Here is a 23,692-nt window from a genome sequence, read left to right on the forward strand (position 1 = left end):
CTACTCCGCCGCCTCCAGCACCGCTTCGGTCAACGGCACCGCGATCCGGCTGACCATTTCCTTCGGGCACACCTGCCACAGCCGCAGCCGCGTGCGGTCCCAGTCGCGCAGCAGCTGCTCCGCCCAGCGGCTGTCGGTCTCCGCCCAGTGCCGCTCGATCAGGCCGCGCGCCACCGTCTCCCAGTGTGGATGCGCCAGCCGCTGCCACACCACGCTGTCCGGGTTGACCCGCCGCTCGAAATCGTCGCGCACGTCCAGCACGAACGCCATGCCGCCGGTCATCCCCGCGCCGAAATTGTCGCCCACCGCGCCCAGGATCACCGCGGTGCCGCCGGTCATATATTCGCAGCCGTTGGCGCCGCAGCCCTCCACCACCACGGTCGCGCCGCTGTTGCGCACCGCGAAGCGCTCGCCGGCCTGCCCGGCGGCGAACAGTTCGCCCGCCGTCGCGCCATAGAGCACGGTGTTGCCGATGATGGCATTGTCCTGGCTCTCCAGCGGGCTGGACACCATCGGCCGCACCACGATGGTCGCCCCCGACAGCCCCTTGCCGACATAGTCGTTGGCATCGCCGAACACTTCCAGCTTCACCCCCTGCACCGCGAACGCGCCCAGCGATTGCCCCGCCGAGCCGCGCAGCCGGATATGGACATGCCCCGGTTGCAGCGCCTTCATGCCGAAGCGCCGCGTGATCTCCGCCGAGAAGCGCGTGCCCACCGCGCGATGCGTGTTCCTGACCGCATAGGTCAGCTGCATCTTCTCCCCGCGCTCGAACACCGGCGCCGAATCCGCCAGCATCTGCGCGTCCAGGCTGTCCGGCACGGGATTGCGCGGGGCGTCCTTCACGCTGCGGCGCATATGGTCCGGCGCGTCCACCTTCGCCAGGATGGGGTTCAGGTCCAGGTCGTCCAGATGCTCGGCGCCGCGGCTGACCTGCCGCAACAACTCGGTGCGGCCGATCACCTCGTCCAGGCTGCGCGCGCCCAGCTTCGCCAGGATGTCGCGCGTCTCCTCGGCGATGAAGGTCATCAGGTTGATGACCTTCTCCGGCGAGCCGCCGAACTTCGCCCGCAGCGCATCGTCCTGCGTGCACACGCCCACCGGGCAGGTGTTGCTGTGGCATTGCCGCACCATGATGCACCCCATCGCCACCAGGCTCAGCGTGCCGATGCCATATTCCTCCGCCCCCAGGATGGCGGCGATCACCACGTCGCGTCCCGTCTTCAGCCCACCGTCGGCGCGCAGCTTGATGCGGTGCCGCAGCCCGTTCAGGGTCAGCACCTGGTTGACCTCGGTCAGCCCCATCTCCCACGGCGTGCCGGCATATTTGATGCTGGTCTGCGGGCTCGCCCCGGTCCCGCCGGTATGGCCGCTGACCAAAATGGTGTCCGCATGCGCCTTCGCCACGCCCGCCGCCACGGTGCCGATCCCGGCGCTGCTCACCAGCTTCACGCAGACCCGTGCATCGGGGTTGATCTGCTTCAGATCATAGATCAGCTGCGCCAGATCCTCGATCGAATAAATGTCATGGTGCGGCGGCGGGCTGATCAGCGTGACGCCCGGCGTGCTGTGCCGCAGCCGCGCGATCATCTCCGTCACCTTGAAGCCGGGCAACTGCCCACCCTCGCCCGGCTTCGCCCCCTGCGCCACCTTGATCTCGATCTCGCTGCACGCGTTCAGATATTCCGCCGTCACGCCGAACCGCCCGCTGGCAATCTGCTTGATGACCGAATTGGCATTGTCACCATTGGCATAGGGCTTGAACCGCACGCTATCCTCGCCGCCCTCGCCGCTCACGGCTTTGGCGCCGATCCGGTTCATCGCGATCGCCAGCGTCTCATGCGCTTCCGGCGACAGCGCGCCCAGGCTCATCCCCGGCGTCACGAAGCGCTTGCGGATTTCGGTAATCGATTCAACCTGTTCGATGTCCAATGCCTGCGGGGCATAGTTGAACTCCAGCAGGTCGCGCAGATAGATCGGCGGCAGGGCGCGAACCGCGGCGCTGAACTTCAGATAGGTGGAATAGCTGTCGTTCGCCACCGCCTCCTGCAGGGTGTGGATCACGCCGGCCTGCCAGGCATGCGGCTCACCACCAAAACGGTAACGATAGAGTCCGCCGACCGGCAGCGCCGTCGCGGCTTCGTCCCACGCCTTCTCATGCCGTTGCAGGGCATTTTCGAACAGGCTGGCATAGCCCTCGCCGCTGATCTTCGCCGGCATGCCAGGGAAAAAATCATTTACCAGGCTGCGCGACAGCCCCACCGCCTCGAAATTATAACCGCCACGGTAGCTGGAAATCACGCTGATGCCCATTTTGGACATGATCTTCAGCAGACCGTCATTCACCGCCTTGCGATAGCGGCCGATGCAGTCCGCCAGCGTCAGTCCCTTGAACAGCCCGCGCGCATGCCGGTCGGCGATGCTCTCCTGCGCCAGCCAGGCGTTCACCGTCGTCGCGCCCACCCCCACCAGCACGGCGAAATAATGCGTGTCCAGGCATTCCGCCGACCGCACATTGACGCTGGCAAAGGTGCGCAGCCCCTTGCGAACCAGATGGGTATGCACCGCCGCCGCTGCAAGAATCATCGTGATTCCCGCCCGCGCGGCATCCTGATGCTCGTCGGTCAGGAACAGGTGGCCGCGCCCTTCGCGCACCGCCTGCTCGGCCTCGGCGCGCACCCGGGCGATCGCCGCACGCAGCCCGTCGGCGCCGCGCGCGATCTCGAAGGTGCAGTCGATCTCCGCCGCCCGAGCGCCGAAATGCCCCTTTACCAGCGCCCAGTCCTTGTTGGTCAGCACCGGCGAATCGAGCACCATCACGTCCGACTGCCGGTCGTCACCGTCCAGGATATTGCCATGGTTGCCGAACCGCGTCTTCAGGCTCATCACCCGCGTCTCGCGCAGCGAATCGATGGGCGGGTTCGTCACCTGGCTGAAATTCTGCCGGAAAAAATGGCTCATGCAGCGCGCATTGCTGCTGATGACGGCCAGCGGCGTATCGTCGCCCATGCTGCCGACCGCTTCCTTCGCGTCCTCCACCATCGGCGCCAGGATCAGCTCCATGTCCTCCAGCGTCTGCCCGGCGGCGATCTGCATCCGCCGCAACAAGGCCCGGTCGTCCAGCGCCACCGGCTCCGCCGCGTCATGCCCCGGCAGGTCGGACAGCGTGGTGAAATCATCCACCCACTGCGCGAAGGGTGCGGAGGCGGCAATCCGGTCCTTGATCGCCCGGTCCTTGAACAGCTCGCCGCTGTCCAGGTCCACCGCGATCATCTCCCCCGGCCCCAGCCGGCCCTTCATCAGCACATCGGCTTCGGGCACCTGCACCATGCCGGTTTCCGACCCCACGATCAGCAGGCCGTCCGTGGTCACCGTCGTCCGCATCGGCCGCAGCGCGTTGCGGTCCATCCCCGCCACCGCCCAGCGGCCGTCGGTCATCGCCAGCGCCGCCGGCCCGTCCCACGGCTCCATGACCGAGCTGTAATAGGCATACATCGCCCGATGCGCCTCGGGCATGGTCACGTCCTTGGCCCAGGCCTCGGGCACCAGCATCAGCTTGGCGGTCGGCGCGTCACGGCCCGATCGCACGATCGCCTCGAACACGGCGTCCAGCGCCGCGGTATCGCTGGCGCCCGCCGGGATCAGCGGCTTGATGTCCTCGCTATGCTCGCCGAAACTGGTCGCCGCCATCTTGATCTCATGGCTTTTCATCCAGTTGCGGTTGCCGCGGATGGTGTTGATCTCGCCATTGTGCGCCAGGCAGCGGAACGGCTGCGCCAGCCACCATTGCGGGAAGGTGTTGGTGGAATAGCGCTGGTGATAAATGGCGAAGCGGCTGACGAAACGCTCGTCGCACAGGTCCGGATAGAAGACCGAGAGCGATTCCGCCAGGAACAGCCCCTTGTAGATGATCGAGCGGCTGCTCAGCGAGCAGATGTAGAAACCCTGCACCTGTGCCTCGACCACGCGCTTCTCGATCCGGCGGCGGATCAGATAAAGGTCCTTCTCGAACTTGTCCTGCGCCGCCGCGTCGTCGGGCATCGGCCCGGCCAGCATGATCTGCTCGATCTCCGGCCGCGATTCCATCGCCTTGCGGCCGATCACCGAAATGTCCACCGGCACCTGGCGCCAGCCATAGATGGTATAGCCGAAGTCGATGATCTCGGATTCCACGATGCCCCGGCACGCCTCCTGCGCGCCCAGGTCGGTGCGCGGCAGGAAGATCATCCCCACCCCCAGCAGGTTGGGCTTGGGCTGCTGCCCGGCGCGGTCGATCGCCTCGTGGAAGAAGCGTACCGGCAGTTCCACATGGATGCCGGCACCGTCGCCGGTCATGCCGTCGGCGTCCACCGCGCCGCGGTGCCACACCGCCTTCAGCGCGTTGATCCCCGCCTCCACCACCCGGCGGGAAGCGACGCCGTCGGTCGCCGCGATCAGCCCCACGCCACAGGCATCGCCTTCAAAATCCGGCCGATACATGCCCTCGGCGGCCAGGCGCTCACGTTGGTCGGCAATCATTTGTCGGGCCTTTCAGGCTTCGAGAGGCTGGCCGGATCGACACCGATCAGGGCGGCAAGACGGGCGCGCTCGGCGGGCGAAAGCTCATCGACCCGTTTTGCCTTCGGCAATTTCGCGGTCGCCTCCTCCACCTGCTTCATGATCCCGGGCATGGCCTGGATCAGCTGCGGCGTGAAATCCGACATCGCCTTGACCACCGAAGGATCGGCCATCAGCAAGGTGCTTTCCACCGCCAGCCGGGCGCCCAGGGGCGTCGAATAAAAGCGGTCGATCTCCCGCAGCTCCGTTTCGGTAAAGCGGCTGGCAAAAGCCTCCGCCATGCCATCCCGAAGCCTGGGTTCCATTTTGGTCATCAACGGAGTCATTCCCGCGATCATCGTCTTCAACATGATCGACATGCGCTGGTCATGGGCCGGGTCCAGAATGGCCATCATGTCGCGCAGGCTGCCCGGACCGACCTGCCGCAGCTGCTCGGGCTTCAGGTTCGCCATCCGCGCAATCTGGCGCAGGGGAATGTCCATCGCCTGGCCGCTGACCTGGCCCATCATGCCCTGCATCGCGGGGCTCATCATCTTTTCATAGGTGCCGTCGGGCAACTGCGCCGCCGCGATGCGCTTGCCCAGCGCCATGCGGGCGGGATCAACCGGCGCCGCCGGCGCCCGTGCGCCTTGCGACCACAAGGGCGCCGGCAGCACCGCCAGCGCAAGACCGATCACTGCCGTGCGAATCATCATTTCTTTGCTCCCGGCAGCGGAAACAGCGCCTGCAACTCCGCCTGGACCTTCGGACCCACGGTCTGTTGGGCGGTCCGCAGCCGCGGCGCGAAACGCTGCTGGATCGCCTGATTCACCTGCTGCAGCAGCGGCCCCTGCGTCTTCAACAGCTTGGCGCCCGCCGGCGTGCGGTAAAAGGCACTGATCGCCGCCATCTCCGCCGGCGTGAAGGCCCGGGCATAGGCGTCGATGGTCGCCGTCCGCGCCGCCGGCAGCATGTCCTGCAACACCGGCCCCATGGCATCGGCCTGCATCGCCCCGGCGCGGGCCAGGGCATTGTTGAACTTCGGCTGGTTCTTCGCCGCCTCCATGCGGAACTGCGGATTGTTGGCAAAGGCGGCGCGCAGCGCGTCACCCCGGCGCATCGCCGCCAGCTGCGCATCCAGGTTGGCCTTTGCCGTCTCGAACGGGGTCAACACGTCGACCAGCGCGGTCGCGGCGGCCACCGCTTCGGGCGAAGGGGCGGCGGGTGCCTGCGCCAGCGCGGGCGTCGCCAGCAGCAGCGCCACGATCGTTGCGGGAAACTTCATTGTCCGGCCTTTCCACTGTCAGGCGCGGGCAGCAACGCCCGCATCTCGGCTTCGATCACGGGGCTCAGCGCCTGCAACGCGGCGCTGATGCGCGGTGTCAGGCGGGCGCGGACATTGGCGCGCACCGACTGGCGCACGGCGGCCATGCGCTCCACCAGCGCCCGCCCGCCGGGCGATTTGTAGAAGGCCAGTATGTCGCGCATCTCCGCCTCGGAAAAGCTGGCGGCATAGACATCGATGGTGGCGGCGCGAACCTCGCCATTGAAATCGGCCAGCAGCCCCTCGATCACCGCCGCCTGCATGCCGCCGATGCGCTTGATCGCCGCGTCCACCTTCGCCGGGTCGCGCAACACCTCGGTGCGATAGGCCTGGTTCGGCTCCAGCAGCTTGCGGATCGCGGTGCCGCTGCGCATTTCCGCCAGCATCGGCGCGAAATCCTGCCGCGATGCCGCCGCCAGCGTCGGGCCATCGTTCAGCACATCCGCCAGCTGCGCCGCCAGCGAGGCAGGAGAGGGCTTTGCCGCCGGCACCTCGGCCAGCGCCGGGGGCGCCACCAGGGCCAGAAGGGCAACCGACGCCCGCATCACGCCGCCTGCAACAGCGCGGCCTGCTGGCTGGCCAGCCATTTGTGCATGGATTGCGCCACGTCGCGGCCCTCGCGCACCGCCCACACCACCAGGCTGGCGCCGCGCACGATGTCGCCGGCGGCGAACACGCCGGGCAGGTTGGTGGCCAGCGTGGCGCCGTCCGCGCGCACCGTGCCCCAGCGGGTCAGCGCCAGCCGCGCGCCGCCGAAATCGCCCGCCAGATCCTCGGCATCGAACCCCAGCGCCTTGATGATCAGGTTGCCGTTCAGCTGAAAATCGCTTTCCGGCTCCGGCTCCGGCATCCGCCGCCCGCTGGCGTCCGCCGCGCCCAGCCGCATCCGCCGGCCGCGCACCGCCACCGCGGCCCCGTCATGCGTCACGAAGGCCTCCGGTGCCGACAGCCAGATGAACCGCACCCCCTCTTCCTCGGCATTCATCACCTCGCGCTGGCTGCCCGGCATGTTGGCGCGGTCACGGCGATACAGGCAAGTCACGCTGCTCGCCCCCTGCCGCACCGCGGTGCGCACGCAATCCATTGCGGTATCGCCGCCACCGATCACCACCACATCGCGGTCGGCGGCGTCCAGCGTGCCGTTGCGGAACGCCGGCACATCATCGCCGAACCCCACGCGATTGGCGGCGATCAGATAATCGAGCGCCGGCACCACCCCGTCCGCATCCGCGCCGGCCACCTCGACATCGCGCGCGCGATACACGCCGGTGGCGATCAGCACCGCATCGTGCCGCTCCCGCAGCTCCTCCAGCGTCGCGTCGCGCCCGACCTCATACCCCAAATGAAAATGGATGCCGCCCTCTTGCAAACGCTGCACCCGCCGCATCACGACATGTTTTTCCAGCTTGAACCCGGGAATGCCATAGGTCAGCAGCCCACCGGCGCGGTCATGCCGGTCATAGACATGCACGGTGTAACCCTTCACCCGCAGATATTCCGCCGCGGTCAGTCCGGCCGGCCCGGCGCCGATGATGCCCACGCTCTGTCCGCCGCGGTCGGCGAGCGGTCGCAGGGGCTGCACCCAGCCTTCCTCCCAGGCAAGGTCGGTAATGAATTTCTCCACACTGCCGATCGTCACGGCGCCATGGCCGGACTGTTCGATCACGCAATTGCCCTCGCACAGCCGGTCCTGCGGGCAGATGCGGCCGCAGATCTCCGGCATGGTACTGGTGGCATTGGACAGCTCATAGGCCTCCTGCAACCGGCCTTCCGCGGTCAGCTTCAGCCAGTCCGGGATATGGTTGTGCAGCGGGCAGTGCACCTGACAGAAAGGCACGCCGCATTGCGAACAACGGCTCGACTGCTCCTCGGCCTTGGCCAGGATAAAGGGTCGCGCGATCTCCAGGAAATCCTCCGCGCGCGCGCTGATCGTGCGCTTGGCGGGATAGGCTTGGTCGACCTGCGTGAACTTCAGCATCTGCGAATCGGCCATCGTCATTCCCTGCGCAAATCCGGGTGCGCGGGCGTCCATAGCAGCGGCAAAAGAGGCTGTCGAGTCAGATAGTCAGCTATATTGACCTATTTTCCTCGAAAATATCTCCAACTTCAAAGGCGCATGTCATAATGCCGGATATAAAGTCCCATAACGGTATCATCTCGCCATCAACCAGATCATGGCGATGCTGCCAACGACGATGCGATACCAGGCGAAGGGCGCGAAACCATAACGGCTCACGATCGCCACCAGAGACCGCACCACCAGCAGCGCCACCACGAACGCCACGGCAAAGCCGATCGCGATCAACTGCCATTCGCCGGCGGCAAGCGCGTCACGCTCCTTGTAGAGCGCATAGGCGGTCGCCGCGATCATCGTCGGCACCGCGACGAAAAAGCTGAACTCGGCCGCGGTCTTGCGGTCCAGCCGCGCCAGCAGGCCGCACATGATGGTTGCGCCGGACCGAGACACGCCCGGCACCATCGCGATGCACTGCCCCACGCCGATCAACAGCGCCGTGCGCGTGGGAATCGCTTCCACACTGGCAAAACGCGGCGTCGCGATCAGCCGCTCGATCAACAGGATGGCGATCCCGCCCACCACCAGCGCGACCGCCACCGTCATCGGGCTGTCGATCAGCGCGCGGATCGCGTCATAGGCGAATACTCCCACCACCAGCGCCGGCACCACGCCCAGCAGGATATTGCGCGTGAACGCCAGCGGTCCCGCCTCCATCCGCGTGAGGCCCACCGCCACCCCCCAGAAACGCTGCCAATAGGCGACGATCACCGCCAGGATCGCCCCCAGCTGGATCGAGATCTTGAACGCCACGTCCGCCGGCCCTTCAAACCCCAGCAGCTCCCCGGCAAGAATCAGGTGACCGGTGGAGGAAACGGGCAGGAACTCGGTCAGCCCCTCCACAATGCCCATGATGATCGCGTTCAGAATATCGCTCAAGGTTAGGCCTTCGCGAAGCGGCCGCCGGGGCGATAGCGCGCCAGCCAGCCACCGATCACCGCGCCCATCGGCGTCGGCGTCACGCCCAGCGCCGCCAGCCCCGGCACGCCAGCCTCGGCCACGTTGTCGCGTTGCAGCATGGCATATTGATCGGCCGTCAGCGGCGCGCCCGGCAGGAAACCAAGGCCCGCCAGCAGCCGTGCGCCGATGTCAGGCACATCAATGAAATGGCGTTTCAATCCTGAAGCATCGGCGATCATCTCGTTCAGCTGCCGCATCGTCCGCACCTCCGGACCCGCCAGGTCGAACCGGCCCGACAGGACGCGTTCCAGGATCGCGGCGATCGCCGCCGCGACATCACCGACATAGACCGGCTGGAACCGCGTTGCAGGCGCGATCACCGGCACCACGGGGGCCAGCGCCATCAGGCCGGCGAAACGGTTGGTAAACCCGTCCTCCGCGCCGAAGATCAGGCTGGGGCGCACGATGGCGGCGTTCGGGAAGGCCGCCAGCACCGCTGCCTCGCCGGCCGCCTTGCTGCGGCCATAGGCGGACGCGCTGTTGGCATCGGCGCCGATGGCGCTGACCTGCACGAACTGCGCCACGCCGCCGTCCGCCGCGGCGCGCGCCACCGTCGCGGCACCCCGCGCATGGATGGCATCGAAGCTCGCCCCACCTGCAGGTTTCAGGATGCCGACGAAATTCACCACTGCATCGGCGCCGGCCACCGCGCGCGCCATCGATGCCGCGGAGCGCACATCGCCCGCCACGCTGTCGATCTGCCCCAGTTCGCCCAGCGGTTTCAGCCGAAGCCCGTGCGCGGCATTGCGGCTGACGATGCGAATCCGCCACCCGGCGTGCGCCAGCACCTCGGTCAGCGCCCGCCCGACAAAGCCCGCGCCGCCGATCAACGTCACCAATCTGCTCATGTCGCGCTGATAGGCGGCGGCCTTGCAGTTGACAACCGCGCCGTGCGGCCATAACAGCCGCCGCCTACCCCGTGCCCAGATGGCGGAATTGGTAGACGCACCAGCTTCAGGTGCTGGCGGTCGCAAGGCCGTGGAGGTTCGAGTCCTCTTCTGGGCACCATTTCGGTCCAAAGCTGCGAGTGCCTAGCACCGCCGCCTCTACGCCAGAGGCGGCGGCTAGCACTCGGATCAGTTCGCTGCGGTTGCCGCGAATGCGCACTTCGGTCTTGCTGACGACCTCGACCCGCTGGGCCACGGCCCGGACGTGGTTGCGGGCGTAAGTGCCGTCGTCGTTGCGCAGCCTTTGCCGAGCGGCGGCGGCGAACTCTCTGATCTTCTCGACGGTTATCTCCGGCGCGGTCTGGGTGAAGCGTGCCATCGCACGCTCAGCGTCACCCCGCGCTTGTTCGCGTATCCCATTCAGCTCGGTGATCCTCGCCTTGAGGGACGGATCGCCCATATCGACCACGCCATTCTCGATCGCCTCATACAACCTAGACAGCTTAGCTTCCGCCTCGGTCGCGCGGCGTCCCATCTCGGCAACGTGCTGGCGGCGCTCAGTCATCGATTCCTCGCGCCGGTCGAGCAGCTGTTCCAGCAGGATACGCAGCCGGGCGGGGTCCAGAAGCCGCGATTCGAGATGCGCGATGACGGCGTCGTTCAGCCGGTCCATCGGGATCGAGATGCCAGGACATGCGGTTTCGCCCTTCGTCGCCTTGGTCGCACAGGCATAATATTTGTACATCTGGCCACTCCGGCTGGTGCCGGTCCGCAGCGTCATCGCGCCGCCGCAGCAGGCGCAGAAGCAGATGCCCGTCAGCAGGGTCGAGCCGCCGACCGCGCCCGGCGCCATCATCTTGGGGCTCCGTGCCTTCAATGACCGCTGCACCGCTTCGAACTCGGCCTCGCTGATGATCGGCGGGACGGCCATGATGGCATGCTCTTCGGCGGGCTTTCGGCAACCCTTCTTGACATTGTAGGTGTTGAACCGATGCTGGCCGATATAGGTCGTGCGGGTCAGCACTTCGTGGACCATGCCCTTGCCCCAGCGGCCACCATAGCGCGTGCGGATGTTGTTTTCGTTGAGCCAGCAAGCGATCGCCATGACGCCCATCGGTCCGCTTCCATCAGCGCCTTCGAGCGCCAGACGGAACATCTTGCGGACCGTGTCGGCGTAGAGCGGGTCGATCTCCAGCTTCTTTTTGATTTTCGCGCCGCGCTGTTCGGCTTCGACGGTGCGGTAACCGATCGGAGGACGAGCGCCGTTCCAAAAGCCCTGGCGGGCGTTTTCGTTCATCGCGCGCAGCGTGTGCTTGGCCGTTTCCCTGGACTGGTATTCGTCGAACAGCGTCATGATCTTGCGGACCATCTCGCTGGCGGGATCGTCGCCGAGCACCTGTGTGATCGACACAAGCTGGACACCGTTCTTCGCGAGCTTTCGCAGGTAGAACTCGAACTGGAACTGATCGCGGAAGAAGCGCGAGAAGCTGTGGACAACGATCGTGTCGAACGCCGGTGGCTTTTCGAGGGCAGCGTCGATCATGTCCTGGAACGCCGGTCGGCGGTCATCGGTGCCCGATACGCCCGGCTCGACAAACTCGGCAGCGACGTCCCACGCCCGCGATCGGCAATACTCTTCGAGCTGGCGGCGCTGGTCGGGGATCGACAGATCGTGATCGGCCTGACGCGGCGTCGATACGCGAAGGTAGAGCGCGACATGACCAGTCGCTTCGACCGGAACCTCGGTTTCTTTGACAGCGGCGATGCTCATCAGCGGATACTCCTCAACTCAATCGATCGGGCCGAACAGCGCATCCAGCTCGTCGCGCAGATGCCCTTCCATGACGCGCAGTTCGGTATCGCCGATCGGCACGATCTCCGGCCAGTCGTCGGTAACCCTAATCGGCTCGGTCGGTCGGTGCGCCACACAGCGACGGTCCGGCGCACACAAGGTATAGTCGTGCAGATCGAGTTTCTCGAACACATTGCGCGGAACGCGGTAGCGACGTCGGGGTATTGGCATCTAGCCACGCTGTCGCCTGGTATCGCCACGCGCAAATGGTCATTTCCGGCGTAGTGCAGATACGTGCTCACGGCGTGTCCGGCATGGTTACCGTTAGCCGTTCGCGCGCCTCTGGGGCTTTCGCCGCCGCGATCAGCGCCGTCCAGTCGTCGGGCGGATTGCCGCTGTCCAGCATCTTGCGGAACACCGCATAGGCATCGGACTTGGCACCATAGGTGCGCAGCGTCGTTTCGTCGTTGACCCAGGCAAACACGATCACCTTGGCGCTGCTGCTGTAGCGGAAGAACAGCCGAAACCGCCCGCCGCCGAACTTCGCCCGGAACCAGTGCTTGCGGGCATCGCCCAACGTCCCGCCCTGACGATATTCGGGACGGGTGGGATCCTGCGGGAGGGTCTCGAACACGAGTTGGCGCAGGGCCGCGAGCAGCTTCGCGTTGGCCGACTTACGCCAGCCGCGCGGGTCTTTCGCTCGCGCCTTCTCGACCGCCGCTGCCAACTTCTCGATCTGATCGAGGAACAGCGGATGGGCGAACAACTGCCACCCGTTTACCTCCAGCATTTAGAGAGCGACATCGCCGTCGATCGGCGCATCGAGGTCGACCTTCACGCCGTCGGTCAGCGCCGCAAGACGCTCAGCCAGTGTCGGTGTCAGCGCAGTGACCGCCTCGGGTCGCCGGGCAATGTCGTCGGCAAGGAACGCTAGGAACCGGTCAATGGCGGGGTCTTCGTTATCGACCTCCGCGCGGTGGACAGACACGCCGCGCTCGTCGACCCGGAACGCGATCTTGCCGCCATAATCGACGCCAAGCGCGGTTCGGACCGACTTCGGAACCGTGGTCTGGCCCTTGGCGGTGATAGTGCTGATCTCTTCGAGCATTGCGGACATGACGGTCTCCTATACGCCTACTTCTTGTAAGGAGATCGCATTACAAAGTCAAGGAGAGAGGAAGAGGGCGGCGGCTGTCGCCGTGACGGTTCGAGTGTCGAGAGAGAGGCTCTCGGCTGGGCCGTCGCGGAGACATGTCATGACACAAGTTCAAGTTATCGACGCGAGCCCCGACCGGAGTGGTGGCTACAAGGTCGATGTGGGTCGCGGCCAGCGGATCGGCCGGGTATCGTCGGAATGGTTCAGCCGTCCCGCCGATGAGCGTTATCTGTCGCTAGATGCGCTGATGGTATCAGTGAAGGGCCGAGCCGAGCGCAGCCGCACGCGCACGGTAGAGAGCGCCGCCGTCCGGGTCGAAGCCAGCCGCGACAATGCCGAACGGCTCGACCTGATCTTGCCCGGTGCCGAACAGCCGATTGCGACGACCCATTGGAGCTTCGGCCAGCTGGCGGCCTTGGTCGGCGCGCCAGCGGCGTATCTGCGCCAGCTTCCGGCACCGCTGGCAGGCATCAACCTGCAATATGGCCTCACCAACCACCGCGCCGAGCAGGTCAAGACGCTGGAGACCGACGATGGCCGCATGGAACTGCGCGCCGTCACCGGCCCGGATTACGGACGCATTTACGACCATGAGCTGGTTGCTGCCGTGCAGCGCATTGCGGGTAACGGCACTGGCGATACCCGCTGGAAGGTGCCGGGCGTGCTCGATTGGTCGACGGGCATCTACAATCCAATGGTCGATATCAGCGCCGACACCACCACGCTCTATGCGTCCGACCGTGACGTGTTCCTGTTCCTGGTCGATGACCTCAACCCGATCGAGGCAGGCAAGCTGCCCGACGGATCGCCGGACCTCTACTTCAGGGGCTTCTACTGCTGGAACTCCGAGGTGGGGGCCAAAACGCTCGGCATCGCCAGCTTCTACCTTCGCGCCGTTTGCCAAAACCGCAACCTGTGGGGAGTCGAAGACTTCGAGGAGATCAGCATCCGGCACAGCAAATACGCCGCCAACCGCTTCGCGCATGAAGCTGCACCAGCGCTGACCCGGTTCGCCGATTCCTCGCCGCTGCCGTTCGTCAACGGCATCAGGCAGGCCCGCGAGCGCATCGTTGCGCGCTCCGACGAAGATCGCACCGATTTCCTACGCAAGCGCGGGTTCGGGAAGGCCGAGACCGCCAGGATCATCGACACGGTGCTCGCCGAGGAGGGCCGTCCGCCCGAGTCGGTGTTCGACTTCGTCCAGGGCATCACCGCCTTCGCGCGCGGCAAGGCCCAGCAGGACGCGCGGCTCGAGCTAGAGGGTCGCGCCAAGAAGCTGTTCGATCGGGTCGCGGCATAACTTTCCTCGTCATCATCGTTCCGACATGCGGCGTCGTCCTCTTCGAGTGAGAGGGCGGCGCTGCGCTTCGTGACGGTCTGAGATGTCGGAAGAGAGGCTTCCGGCCGGGCCGTCCGGAGACTTGCCATGACCGACCCCTCTTCCGAACCTGTCGCCACGATCGATGCCCAAGCCATCTGGCAAAGCTATCTCGAACGAGAAACCGCGCGCGAAGCGCTGTTCGAGACACTGCGCCCGGCGAACCAGATCACGATTTTCGATGCGCTCATAACCGCCGGTATCGTCAGCCTGGTCGTCAACTTCGATGGCTATGGCGACAGCGGCCAGATCGAGTCGATCACCGCCATGGGGCCTGACGGCGAAATGGCTCTGCCGGAGATCAGCATCGCTTATGCCTCACCCGCGAGGGCCGACGCTGACGATCCCGTCGATCGCCAGCCGATGCCGCTGGCCAAGGCGGTCGAGACGCTGTGCTACGACCTGCTGCGTCAGACGCATGCAGGTTGGGAGAACAACGACGGTGCGTTTGGCGACTTCACTTTCGACGTCGCCGCACGGACGATCGGCCTCGACCACAACGATCGCTACACCGCGATCGAATCCTACGCGCATCAGTGGTGAGGAGGCGATCATGGGACATTGCTATCACCACGCGCTGTCGTCGGTTCGCAAGTGGGGTGGAACACCCGAAGAATACTTGCCGCTGCACCAGTGGTTCGACGAATCCAAGGCGATCACAGCCGACTTCCGCCACCGGGCGCTGCGCCATCATGCCGAGGGCATCTTCATGCTGGAGCGCTTCTTCGGTCCCACTCTTACCCTTGGCACCGGACGCGTCGTGCCCGTGCGCCTGATCGGCGAACAGCACGTCGTTGAGGATCTGGGGTTCGTGCCGAGCTTCGCGGACTGGGTTCGGGCGATCCGGCCCGAGCCGTGGATGGGGCGTGCTCAACCGATCCACAAGCTGGTTGATCCGTTCGCGGCTGCGGCCTGATCCTTCCCCGCGACATGTCGGTGCGTCGCTCTCTTCAGAGGAAGAGGGCGGCGCTGCGCTTCGTGACGGTTCGAGGTGTCAGGAGAGAGGCTCCCGGCCGGGCCGTCCGGAGAAGTGTCATGGCCAAGTCCAATCCCAAGCTCGCGCTCAGCGTCTCGCGCGACATCCCGTTCGACAAGCTGGTGCTGTCGCAGTCCAACGTCCGCCGGATCAAGGCGGGCGTCGGCATTGAGGAACTCGCCGAGGATATCGCCCGGCGCACGCTGTTGCAGTCACTCACCGTCCGCGCCGTCGTCGATGCCGATGGCAACGAGACCAGCATGTTCGAGGTGCCGTCTGGCGGTCGTCGCTACCGCGCGCTCGAACTGTTGGTAAAGCGCAAACAGCTTCCCCGCAATGCGCCGGTGCCGTGCATCATCCGCACCGAGGGCGATGCCGAGGAAGACAGCCTGGCCGAAAACATTCAGCGGGCACCGCTGCACCCGCTCGACCAGTTCCGTGCCTTCCTGGCGCTCCGCGAGAAGGGCCAGTCCGAGGAGGAGATCGCCGCGCACCAATTCGTGTCGGTGGCAGTGGTCAAGCAGCGCCTGAAGCTCGCCGCTGTCAGCCCGAAGATTCTCGAAGCCTATGCCGAGGACGAGATCACGCTCGACCAGCTGATGGCGTTCACGGTCAACGGCGACCATGAGCGTCAGAAGCAGGTCTTCGAACGGCTCGCTGGCTCCTACGACCGCCAGCCATACGCGATCCGCCGGATGCTGACCGAAGGCGCGGTGCGAGCATGCGACAAGCGCGCCCGGTTCATCGACATCGATGCCTATATCGAGGCCGGTGGCGGCGTCATGCGTGACCTGTTCCAGGGCGACGATGGCGGCTGGCTGCAGGATGTGGGCCTTGTCGATCTGATGGTTTCCGAGCGGCTGCGCGAAGAGGCGATGAAGGTACAGGCCGAAGGCTGGCGATAGACGATGGCGAACGGTCCGTGGCGGATGAAGCGCCGATCGACGACAATGCCGGGGCCGAGGGCGATACCCCCTTCGCCGTCGCCGCCGAGTAGGTCGCGCTCCCCAGACCCACTCGCAACTGAGGGTCCGCCGTGCATCGGGGTCCCCGCGAAGCCTGCTTCGTGGGGATTACTCGGACGCGGCGGACCCTCTTCTTGTCTCAGGAGGATCAGATGCCCGATGCATCCGACCTTGCACGGCAGCTTGCCCGCAATGCCGAGAGTGTCTGCCGTCACTATCTTCCGCAAGGTCGCCGACAGGGCCGTTACTGGCTCGTCGGCGATGTGGAAGGGACGCCGGGGCGGAGTCTGTTCGTGTGGCTCACCGGCTCAACGTCCGGCAAAGGTGCCGCAGGTAAGTGGACCGACGCGGCCACCGGCGAACATGGCGACCTGCTCGACCTCATCGCCGCCAGTCAGAGATTGATATCCCTGGCCGACGCGCTTGAGGAAGCGCGGCGTTTCCTGTCGTTGCCACAACCGGAGCCACGGTCGTTCGAACCATTGCCGCCCGTGCCAACCGGCTCAGCCGAAGCTGGCTGGCGGCTTTGGGCGATATCGCAGCCTGTCCACGGCACGCTGGCCGAGACCTACCTCCGCCAGCGCGGCATCCCCGACCTGCGGGCGATTGGCTGTCTGCGGTTCCATCCGAACTGCTGCTATCGCGCCGATGCAGACGATCCACCCGGCACACCGGCAGCCTTTCCAGCTCTGATCGCAGCGGTTCGCGATAGTGACGGGACACTTTGCGGGCTTCATCGGACCTGGCTCGATCCCAGTGGCATCACCAAAGCTGCGATCACCACGCCGAGGCCGGCCATGGGCGATCTGCTCGGGCATGGCCTGCGATTTGCTCGCGTGGAGGATGTCATGGTTGCCGGTGAGAGCATCGAGACGATGCTGTCACTTCGCCAGATTTTGCCAGACATGCCGATGATCGCTGCGCTTTCAGCTGCCCACCTCGCAGCCTTTAAACTGCCGCCCAATTTGCGCCGACTCTATATCGCTCGTGACACTGATGCCGCCTGGCATCAGGCCGCCACGACCTTGGCAGACCGAGCGCAAGACAGCGGCATTGAGCCGCTGATGCTGGACGCTAGAGCGTGATCGTGTTTGATTGAAGCGACGGGGGATTCCCAGAGTTGTGCTGATCTGATTCAGTCTTTGTGCTGGATTGGAGGTCAGCATGGATGACACGAGCCTATTCGATTGATCTTCGTGAGCGGGTTGTTGCGTCGATGGCGGCTTGTTTCATCGACGAGACTTGGGCCAAGACCAACATGACGCGTACGCACGGCCGCGCTCAGAGGGGCAAGCGGCTGATCGCCAAGGTCCGCTTGACCCCCATAGGGGCTTATCGCAGATCAATGCAGCTAGGCTGGCGACGTCCGTCGATAAGCCGCCAAGGTGTTCGATAAGAGCTGACGGCTAGTTAGGCATATAGTTCCATGACTTGCCCTCAAAGGCGGGCGGTAAAGTGACCCGAAGCCGGCGGATACGCATGTCCAGGGTCGCGACGGTGCGTCCAAAAGGGTAGCAATCCGGGCATCACGAACGCTGTCTCCGTCATGCAAGAGGTCGTCCGGTTGCAGGCCGAACTGGCCAGCGCACGGGCCGAGCTATGCGGTGCACGCGCCGAACTCACCGGTGCCAAGTTGCTGATCGAACAGTTGAAGGGTCAACTCGCGGTGCTGCAGCGGATGGAGTTCGGACGGTCGTCAGAGAAGCTGACCGGCGAAATCCTGCAACTCGAGTTGCTGCTCGAAGACGTGGAAGAGCGAGATGTCGAGCGGACCGCGCCGGCTGCGACCGTGACAGGTAGCGCGAACCACCGCCGGCATCCGTCCCGTCGTCTCCTCCCTAACCATCTGCTGCGCAAGGACGCGGTCCACCGCCCAGGCGACGCCTGCCCCTGCTGTGGTGGCGCCCGGCTGTCAGAGTTCGGCGAAGATGTGACCGAGGTGCTCGAGCACATTCCGGCCAAGCTGAAGGGGATACGTCATATCCGACCGAGGCTGTCGTGCCGGTCGTGCGAGACGGTCATCTAGGAGCCGGCACCCGACTTGCCCATCGAGAGGGGCCGCCCACGTCCCGCGCTGATCCCCGCAGAAGGGTTGGCCGCATCGGTGCACTCCATGACATCGAGCGCGAGATCGGCGGCCTGTCGCCCAGCGCCGCCTGAAGAACCGCCCGGAACGCAGCGTGCCGCTGCTCGCCTATCTGTGCACCTGGATAGAGACCGAGCGCCGACAGATGTCGAGCAAAAGCGACCTCACCAAGGCGCTGCAATATGCACTGGGCCGGTGGAAGGCACTGATCCGGTTCGGCACGGGTGGTCGCCTCGCCATCGACAACAACGCCGCCGAACGGGTACTGCGTGGGATTGCTGTGACGCGGAAGAACTTCCTGTTCATCGGCTGCGATCGCGGTGGCGAACGCGCAGCCATCATCTACACCGCGCTTAAGTCCGCCCATCTGAACGGTATCGATCCTGATATGTGGCTCGCCGATGTCATCGACTGTCTTGCCCGCGGCCATGGACAGCACGACATTGATGCATTGTTGCCATGGAACTGGCGACAAGAGGCTGCCAGAATGGCGGCATGACCGCCGAGACCATCGCCCGCCTGCGCATCAGCCTTGATGACATTCGCCCGAAGATCTGGCGGGTGGTCGAGATCCAAACCTCCGCCAGCCTGAAGGCGGTACGTGACGTCATCCAGGCTGCGATGGGCTGGCAGGATTATCACCTGTGGGACTTTGATGCCGGCGGTCGCCGCTATGGTCTGCCCGACCCCCAATGGGCGATCGATGACCTCGCGGCTGCAAAGAACACCAAGCTTGCCAGTTAGATCGAGCATAGGATCAAAACGATGACATACACCGACGACATGGGCGATGACTGACGCCACAATGTCACCATCCAGGCCGTCGAAACAGGTGATCCCAAGGCCAACTATCCGCGGTTCGTCGCCGGCCAGCGCCGCTGCCCACCCGAAGACGTCGGCGGCTTGCCCGGGTTCGAAAACTTCCTCGACGTCATCGCTAACCCCGTCCGTGCAGAACACAGCGAGGTGATGCGCTGGTATGGCAGATCCTATGACCCCAAAGACATGGCCGAACTCGCCGCAAAGCGCCGCATTGGCGTCATCGCTCGCCGCCGCCTCGCCGCGAAGAACGACTCCGCCAAGCGGAAATCTACCAGCGTTGGAACTGGCTGACGCTTACGGTGCTCAGCATTGAGGAAGAGGCGATCATCGTTGCGTTATGCCTTCGCTCAGCCGACACATGACTCATTCAGCCTGTGCGGTTAGCGCAAGAAATCTGCCAACGACATGTCGCGGAACCGGCCGAATACAGCATAGGAAGCCTCCAGCGCCGATTGGGTTGCTAGCAACTGGGTAGACGCCTTGGCGGCATCGACATCCTCACCGGCTGACACGATACGATCCATCAGCAATGCTCGGCCACGCGATTGCTCAGCCAAGCGGTCGACCTCCGCAAGCCGCCGGCCATTGTCCGCGCGCACGCCGGCAATCGCTTCCAGCGCAACGTCCAGCTCACCGATCGCTGCTTCAATTTCCGGTTTGTCCGCGGGATCGATTATCGTGCCTGAAAGATCGATCCGCGCCAGCCGATGCATCGCATATACCAAGTCGCCACCGACCTCACGAGCGGTGAGCCCGACGGGCATCAGCTGGTCGTCGCCAAGGCGCATGGTCATGCGAACGGCACCCGGCGTAAAAATATCTGGATTGGGCAGCGCTGCGAGCTCGGCTAGACTTCGAGGCGAGAAGGGGAAAGGACTTCCCTCCATGGTCGAGAAGACAGTACCGTTTACGCCCCGCGCGTTAAGCGATGCGCGGGCTTGCGAAAACAACGATTCCAGACCTGCGCGCGCGCCAGCAGAATCGCCCGTACCCAACGCGCTCAGCAGAGCTGTGCGCAGCGAACGGGCACTCTCGTATAAACTGCCAACATGCATATCGTTAATGTCCATTGCTGCGGTGGCGCGATCGGCAGCACGTTGATAGGCAGCTTCCCTCAGGGAAATTGCTCGTGATGTCACGACCGTGGCCGCGTCGAGCTTCAGCCCGGCATAGCTGCGCGATTCCTTTCCCGTCGCCAATTGCTCCTGTATCCGGTTGGCCTCAGCGAGGTTGCGGCTAACGGCTGCGGCCATCGCCTGCTGTGCGGTCATGGAAGATATGCGCATGTCTTTGATCCCTTGATCTAGCCGACCATCCGGAGCAGGTCGTCAAGCATGTCGCGAGACGCACTGACGACCCGGGCAGACGCCGAATAACTGTTTTGCAATAACACCATCGCTGCCATTTCCTCGTCGACGTTGACGGCGGAGAAATTTTCCCGACGAGCGGAAACCTCTGCGGCACGAGCACTGGCATCCGATGCAGTCGTGGCGGCCACCGCTGCCAGCCGCGCGCCCTCGGCGATCATACGTCCGGTAAGCAGGTCCAACGAGCCCCGATCGAACCGATCGCTGGCAAGCACCGTCGTTAGACTGGCGGTATACGCTCCCGTCGCTAGTTGATTTGCCGGCGCCACCGCACGCATGCCGGGCGCCGCTTTATGATCGATGCTGCCGATGGCCAGCCTCGTGGGATCGGCTACGACGGCGGGATCAAGCTTAAGCGCGCCGGCTACGGCACCCGCGCGTCCCGTGCCTATCAGCAGCGCGTCGCTGAGCCCAACGCCCGTTGCTCCCCGCTGTGTCGAGTCGGCTACTAAGTCGATCTGAAGCGCGATGTCCGTGCCAGCCTGCCGAAAACGGATGGCGCCGTCGGCATCAAGTGCGAAGCTACCCAGTCCGGCCAACTCACCGCGATTGAGCGCCGCGATCACATCGCCAATCATTGGCCCATCGGCGGCAGGTTCGGACTGCGCGGTGCCGAGTAGTCGACCAGCCGTGTCGCGGACCGCCAAGAAAAGGGTCTCGCCAGGCCCCGCCCCATGTGCGGCGCCAGCGATAAGCGGGACTGCACTGCCAAATACCGGGCCATCGAGCAGCCGGTTGATACCCATGGCAAGTGCAGCAGTCCTGCCATCGGCGGTAAACCCACCCGCCATGACGATGCCACCATCCGCCAGGCCATTCTCCAGCGTCAACCGACCATTGACGAATTGTACGGTGCCATGGCCGCCAAGACCGTCGTTTAGCGTGGCAACCAGGCTCGCCATGTCGGGTTGGGCCGCGCTGTCAGCCTCAGATCGTGCCACAACGATGCCGTCCGCATCGAACACCGTTATGCTGACCCGACCGGTCAACCCGTGTGGATCGCTTGCCAGCATGCCGGTCTGGGCCCCTTCAAGTCGTCGCATAGGTGGCATTGTGATCGCCTCCGCCGCGGCGGCATTGACCGCCTGTTTCAAACCGTCACCAAGCAGCCCGACCCCGTCTGCCAGTCGCGGCAACTCGATATCACGCAGCCGCAATAGCCCACCGAGCCGCCCGCCGGCTCCAGCCGTGTTGAGGGACTCGCTGGCATTGGTGGCCCGACCGTTAGGACCGACCACCCGCACTACCAGCTCCGGATGAACGGTGCTGCCGGTTCCGAACCGGTCAGAAGCGGGATCGATACGTCTGGCATGCCGATCGATCAGCAACTGACCACCCAAGGTCTCGACTTGGATCCGGCCTTGCGAATCCTCACGCGTCCGGATGCCAACCAACCCGCCGAGTTCCATCAGCGCCTGCTGACGCCGATCTGCGAGCCCCGATACCGACTGCCCGAACGCCAGCGCCTTAGCGACCCCATCGTTCAACTCCCCGACACGGCCGAGCAGATCGTTAATACGCTGGACAGTGCGTCCGGTCTCGTCATCCACCTGCATCCGCAATTGTGCCAGCCCTTGCGCGGTAGAGCGGACGGTTCGCGCGCTCTCTTCGAGCCGCCCGACAAACACCTCCCGCCCCTGCGACAAGGCCGTCCCTGCCAGATCAACCGCCGCCGCCTGCACTGCGCTTATCGCATCCTCTAAGCCGCCACCCTGGCCCGGGCTGCCATAGAAGGCGACGGCGCGACCAAGCCAGTCGTTGAGCGTCGCCGTCCGCGCGGCTTCACCGCGAGCCGTAATATCGGCACCATCGAGGAACCGGTCGGCCACCCGCTGCGCTTCGCTCGCGCGGACGCCAAGGCCGCGTCCGCCAGCCACCAACGCCTCATTGCGTACCTCTGCCCGGGCATAACCGGGCGACTGTGCATTGGCGATGTTGCCCGCGATTCCGCGCAGGCCCGCCTGCGCCGCCGACAGGCCAGACAGCGCCGCGCCAAGAACCTGATTAAGCGGCATGGCTTTACCCCCTTCCCAGCTACCCCGTAGCCGCCGAACATGGCTACCTCTTCAGATTGGCAACCTCGGAAAGCATTTCGTCGGAGGTAGTAACGACCCGGCTGTTCGCAGAATAAGCGCGTTGGGTGCGAATCATGTCGGCCATTTCGCTTGCCAAGTCTACTGTCGACCCTTCCAGCGTGCCGGCGGCGATCCTGCCGGCCCCTCCTTCGCCGGCAGCGTTCAATTGCACCGCGCCGGACTGGTCTGATAGCGCGTAGGCATTCCCTGCCCTCCGCGCGAGTCCATCGGCATTGGCAAAGGTCGCTAGAGCTAGCTGATACACGTCACGGACGGTCCCGTCGTCGAATACAGCAGAGACGCGGCCGTCGGACGACACACTCATCCCCGTAGCGATCCCTAACAACCCGCCGTTGGTGAACGTGCCCACCACAGCGGACGGTCCCCCGAACTGAGTAAGGCCCCCATTGCCGTCGCCGAAAGTCACGGTCAGCGGCGCGCCTCCGGCGCCATTGGTCCAGGATGGGGTAATCGCTGCAAACAGTGATGGCGATGATCCTGCGACATCAAGCGTACCATCCGGCCTGAAAGCAAGCGTGCCAGTCGCCAACAACCCGTCGGGTGAGGCGACATCGGCAGCCGGCACCACGTGGAATTCGGCTGCCCAGCGGTTCGGCGCAAGCTTTACGAACGACATCGCCATCTGGTGCGCGCCACCCTGCTGATCGAAAAGCTCGACCATGCGAGTGAAATGCGGTGTCATCCGCCCAACGGCCATGTCGCCTGCGGTATAGGTGGGAACCGGAGCCTGCGCGGCCCCCAGGTTGGCGCGCAGTGACACCGCCGTCGTTGGCTCAGCCAGGCCGGAGATTGCGCCCAAGCCAACCGATTCAAGAGCCGCCGTGCTCCCGGTATTCTGGTAGGCGCCGTTGGCATCAAGTCGCCAGCCCTGCAGATAGTGACCCGCGACATTGACCAGAAATCCGTTCTGATCGGGCCGGAAAGCGCCGGCACGCGTGAACATCACGCTTTCGGAGGCATCGGCACCACTGCGCACCACGAACAGTCCGCTGCCGTCGACCGCCAAATCGGTGGACGACTGCGTCGCCTGCAGCAGGCCCTGTTCGGAGACGCGCTGTGCGAGGGTCGTCGAGACGCCGCCCGCGGAATAACTGCCGGGCGTGCTGAGGCCCAGCAGCGTGCGGAACTGTACATCAGACCGTTTGTACCCCACAGTTTGTGAATTCGCGATGTTATCGGCAATGGTTGCCATGCGCGTGGATTGCGCACCAAGGCCGGAAACCGCGGCCGAAAGTGACGAACTGAGCGACATCTCTCTCTCCAACAGGCGCCG

18 protein-coding genes, 1 tRNA gene and 4 pseudogenes are annotated in these 23,692 nt (G+C 65.0%); 10 read left to right on the plus strand and 13 right to left on the minus strand.

All coding sequences use genetic code 11. From position 1 onward, the window contains the following. The 7 genes from gltB to H3309_RS12890 all read right to left on the minus strand — a co-directional run bounded on the left by gltB (position 1) and on the right by H3309_RS12890 (position 9,742). Positions 1 to 4,518, minus strand: a complete 4,518-nt coding sequence (gene gltB, locus H3309_RS12860) for a glutamate synthase large subunit (protein WP_182295088.1) — start codon at positions 4,516 to 4,518, stop codon at positions 1 to 3. Beyond that, positions 4,515 to 5,147, minus strand: coding sequence for a DUF2059 domain-containing protein (locus H3309_RS12865; RefSeq protein WP_182295089.1), 633 nt, complete (start codon positions 5,145 to 5,147; stop codon positions 4,515 to 4,517). Before H3309_RS12865 ends, gltB begins: the two co-directional genes overlap by 4 nt. 101 nt (positions 5,148 to 5,248) lie before the next feature. Then, positions 5,249 to 5,821 (minus strand): DUF2059 domain-containing protein, encoded by a 573-nt coding sequence (locus H3309_RS12870; protein WP_182295090.1) that lies wholly within the window; start codon positions 5,819 to 5,821, stop codon positions 5,249 to 5,251. Further along, a complete protein-coding gene (locus H3309_RS12875) occupies positions 5,818 to 6,405 on the minus strand; it encodes a DUF2059 domain-containing protein (RefSeq protein WP_182295091.1) in 588 nt (195 codons plus the stop codon). The genes H3309_RS12870 and H3309_RS12875 overlap by 4 nt, the downstream gene beginning before the upstream one ends. Then, positions 6,405 to 7,853, minus strand: a complete 1,449-nt coding sequence (locus H3309_RS12880) for an NAD(P)-dependent oxidoreductase (protein WP_182295092.1) — start codon at positions 7,851 to 7,853, stop codon at positions 6,405 to 6,407. The genes H3309_RS12875 and H3309_RS12880 overlap by 1 nt, the downstream gene beginning before the upstream one ends. Positions 7,854 to 8,012: 159 nt before the next feature. Continuing rightward, positions 8,013 to 8,813: an undecaprenyl-diphosphate phosphatase gene (locus H3309_RS12885; protein WP_182295093.1), complete on the minus strand. Its 801-nt coding sequence runs from the start codon at positions 8,811 to 8,813 to the stop codon at positions 8,013 to 8,015. 2 nt (positions 8,814 to 8,815) lie between these two features. Beyond that, positions 8,816 to 9,742 (minus strand): complex I NDUFA9 subunit family protein, encoded by a 927-nt coding sequence (locus tag H3309_RS12890; protein WP_182295094.1) that lies wholly within the window; start codon positions 9,740 to 9,742, stop codon positions 8,816 to 8,818. A 73-nt stretch (positions 9,743 to 9,815) separates the two neighbouring features. On the opposite strand from H3309_RS12890, the gene H3309_RS12895 reads away from it, so the two are divergent. Then, a tRNA-Leu gene (locus H3309_RS12895) sits at positions 9,816 to 9,902 on the plus strand. A gap of 576 nt (positions 9,903 to 10,478) precedes the next feature. Here the strand turns inward: H3309_RS12895 and H3309_RS17380 are convergent. The 3 genes and pseudogenes from H3309_RS17380 to H3309_RS12910 form a co-directional block, all read right to left on the minus strand. Further along, positions 10,479 to 11,552 (minus strand): annotated as a pseudogene (locus tag H3309_RS17380) (recombinase family protein); the annotation flags it as partial. 319 nt (positions 11,553 to 11,871) lie between these two features. After that, positions 11,872 to 12,363, minus strand: a complete 492-nt coding sequence (locus tag H3309_RS12905; RefSeq protein WP_182295095.1) for a type II toxin-antitoxin system YhaV family toxin — start codon at positions 12,361 to 12,363, stop codon at positions 11,872 to 11,874. Further along, entirely contained in the window at positions 12,364 to 12,690 is a 327-nt protein-coding gene (locus tag H3309_RS12910) for a type II toxin-antitoxin system PrlF family antitoxin (RefSeq protein ID WP_182295096.1), read from the minus strand. Positions 12,691 to 12,829: 139 nt separating this feature from the next. Between H3309_RS12910 and H3309_RS12915 the strand changes: the two genes are divergently transcribed. From H3309_RS12915 to H3309_RS17385, 9 genes and pseudogenes are all read left to right on the plus strand, one after another. Next, on the plus strand, positions 12,830 to 14,029 hold the full coding sequence (locus H3309_RS12915; protein WP_182295097.1) for a DUF932 domain-containing protein: 1,200 nt from the start codon (positions 12,830 to 12,832) through the stop codon (positions 14,027 to 14,029). Between the two features lie 126 nt (positions 14,030 to 14,155). Beyond that, entirely contained in the window at positions 14,156 to 14,650 is a 495-nt protein-coding gene (locus H3309_RS12920; protein WP_207791506.1) for a DUF6878 family protein, read from the plus strand. Between the two features lie 10 nt (positions 14,651 to 14,660). Beyond that, the gene (locus tag H3309_RS12925; protein ID WP_182295098.1) at positions 14,661 to 15,023 is read left to right on the plus strand and encodes a DUF6915 family protein; all 363 of its coding nucleotides are present in this window, start codon (positions 14,661 to 14,663) and stop codon (positions 15,021 to 15,023) included. 119 nt (positions 15,024 to 15,142) lie between these two features. Continuing rightward, positions 15,143 to 15,985, plus strand: a pseudogene (locus H3309_RS12930) (ParB/RepB/Spo0J family partition protein); the annotation flags it as partial. Positions 15,986 to 16,200: 215 nt separating this feature from the next. Next, entirely contained in the window at positions 16,201 to 17,133 is a 933-nt protein-coding gene (locus tag H3309_RS12935) for a DUF7146 domain-containing protein (protein ID WP_182295100.1), read from the plus strand. 143 nt (positions 17,134 to 17,276) lie between these two features. After that, positions 17,277 to 17,387: pseudogene (locus tag H3309_RS17810) on the plus strand (IS630 family transposase); the annotation flags it as partial. Positions 17,388 to 17,594: 207 nt separating this feature from the next. Beyond that, entirely contained in the window at positions 17,595 to 18,074 is a 480-nt protein-coding gene (locus tag H3309_RS17815; protein ID WP_398398464.1) for an IS66 family transposase zinc-finger binding domain-containing protein, read from the plus strand. Between the two features lie 154 nt (positions 18,075 to 18,228). Then, positions 18,229 to 18,633: an IS66 family transposase gene (locus tag H3309_RS17820; RefSeq protein ID WP_398398467.1), complete on the plus strand. Its 405-nt coding sequence runs from the start codon at positions 18,229 to 18,231 to the stop codon at positions 18,631 to 18,633. Next, positions 18,630 to 19,247 (plus strand): annotated as a pseudogene (locus H3309_RS17385) (plasmid pRiA4b ORF-3 family protein). The gene H3309_RS17820 and the pseudogene H3309_RS17385 overlap by 4 nt, the downstream one beginning before the upstream one ends. Positions 19,248 to 19,336: 89 nt before the next feature. On the opposite strand, the gene H3309_RS12950 reads toward H3309_RS17385, so the two are convergent. From H3309_RS12950 to H3309_RS12960, 3 genes are read right to left on the minus strand one after another with little or no spacing between them, the layout of a single operon-like run. Then, positions 19,337 to 20,242 (minus strand): hypothetical protein, encoded by a 906-nt coding sequence (locus H3309_RS12950; protein WP_182295101.1) that lies wholly within the window; start codon positions 20,240 to 20,242, stop codon positions 19,337 to 19,339. 17 nt (positions 20,243 to 20,259) lie between these two features. Beyond that, a complete protein-coding gene (locus tag H3309_RS12955; RefSeq protein WP_182295102.1) occupies positions 20,260 to 22,338 on the minus strand; it encodes a FlgK family flagellar hook-associated protein in 2,079 nt (692 codons plus the stop codon). Between the two features lie 43 nt (positions 22,339 to 22,381). After that, positions 22,382 to 23,671 carry a flagellar hook protein FlgE gene (locus H3309_RS12960; RefSeq protein WP_182295103.1) on the minus strand — a complete coding sequence of 430 codons (1,290 nt, stop codon included), beginning with the start codon at positions 23,669 to 23,671 and terminating at the stop codon, positions 22,382 to 22,384. Positions 23,672 to 23,692: the final 21 nt, after the last annotated feature.

Origin of the sequence: Sandaracinobacteroides saxicola, assembly GCF_014117445.1 — a bacterium.
In the GTDB taxonomy this organism is placed as follows: Bacteria; Pseudomonadota; Alphaproteobacteria; order Sphingomonadales; family Sphingomonadaceae; genus Sandaracinobacteroides_A; species Sandaracinobacteroides_A saxicola.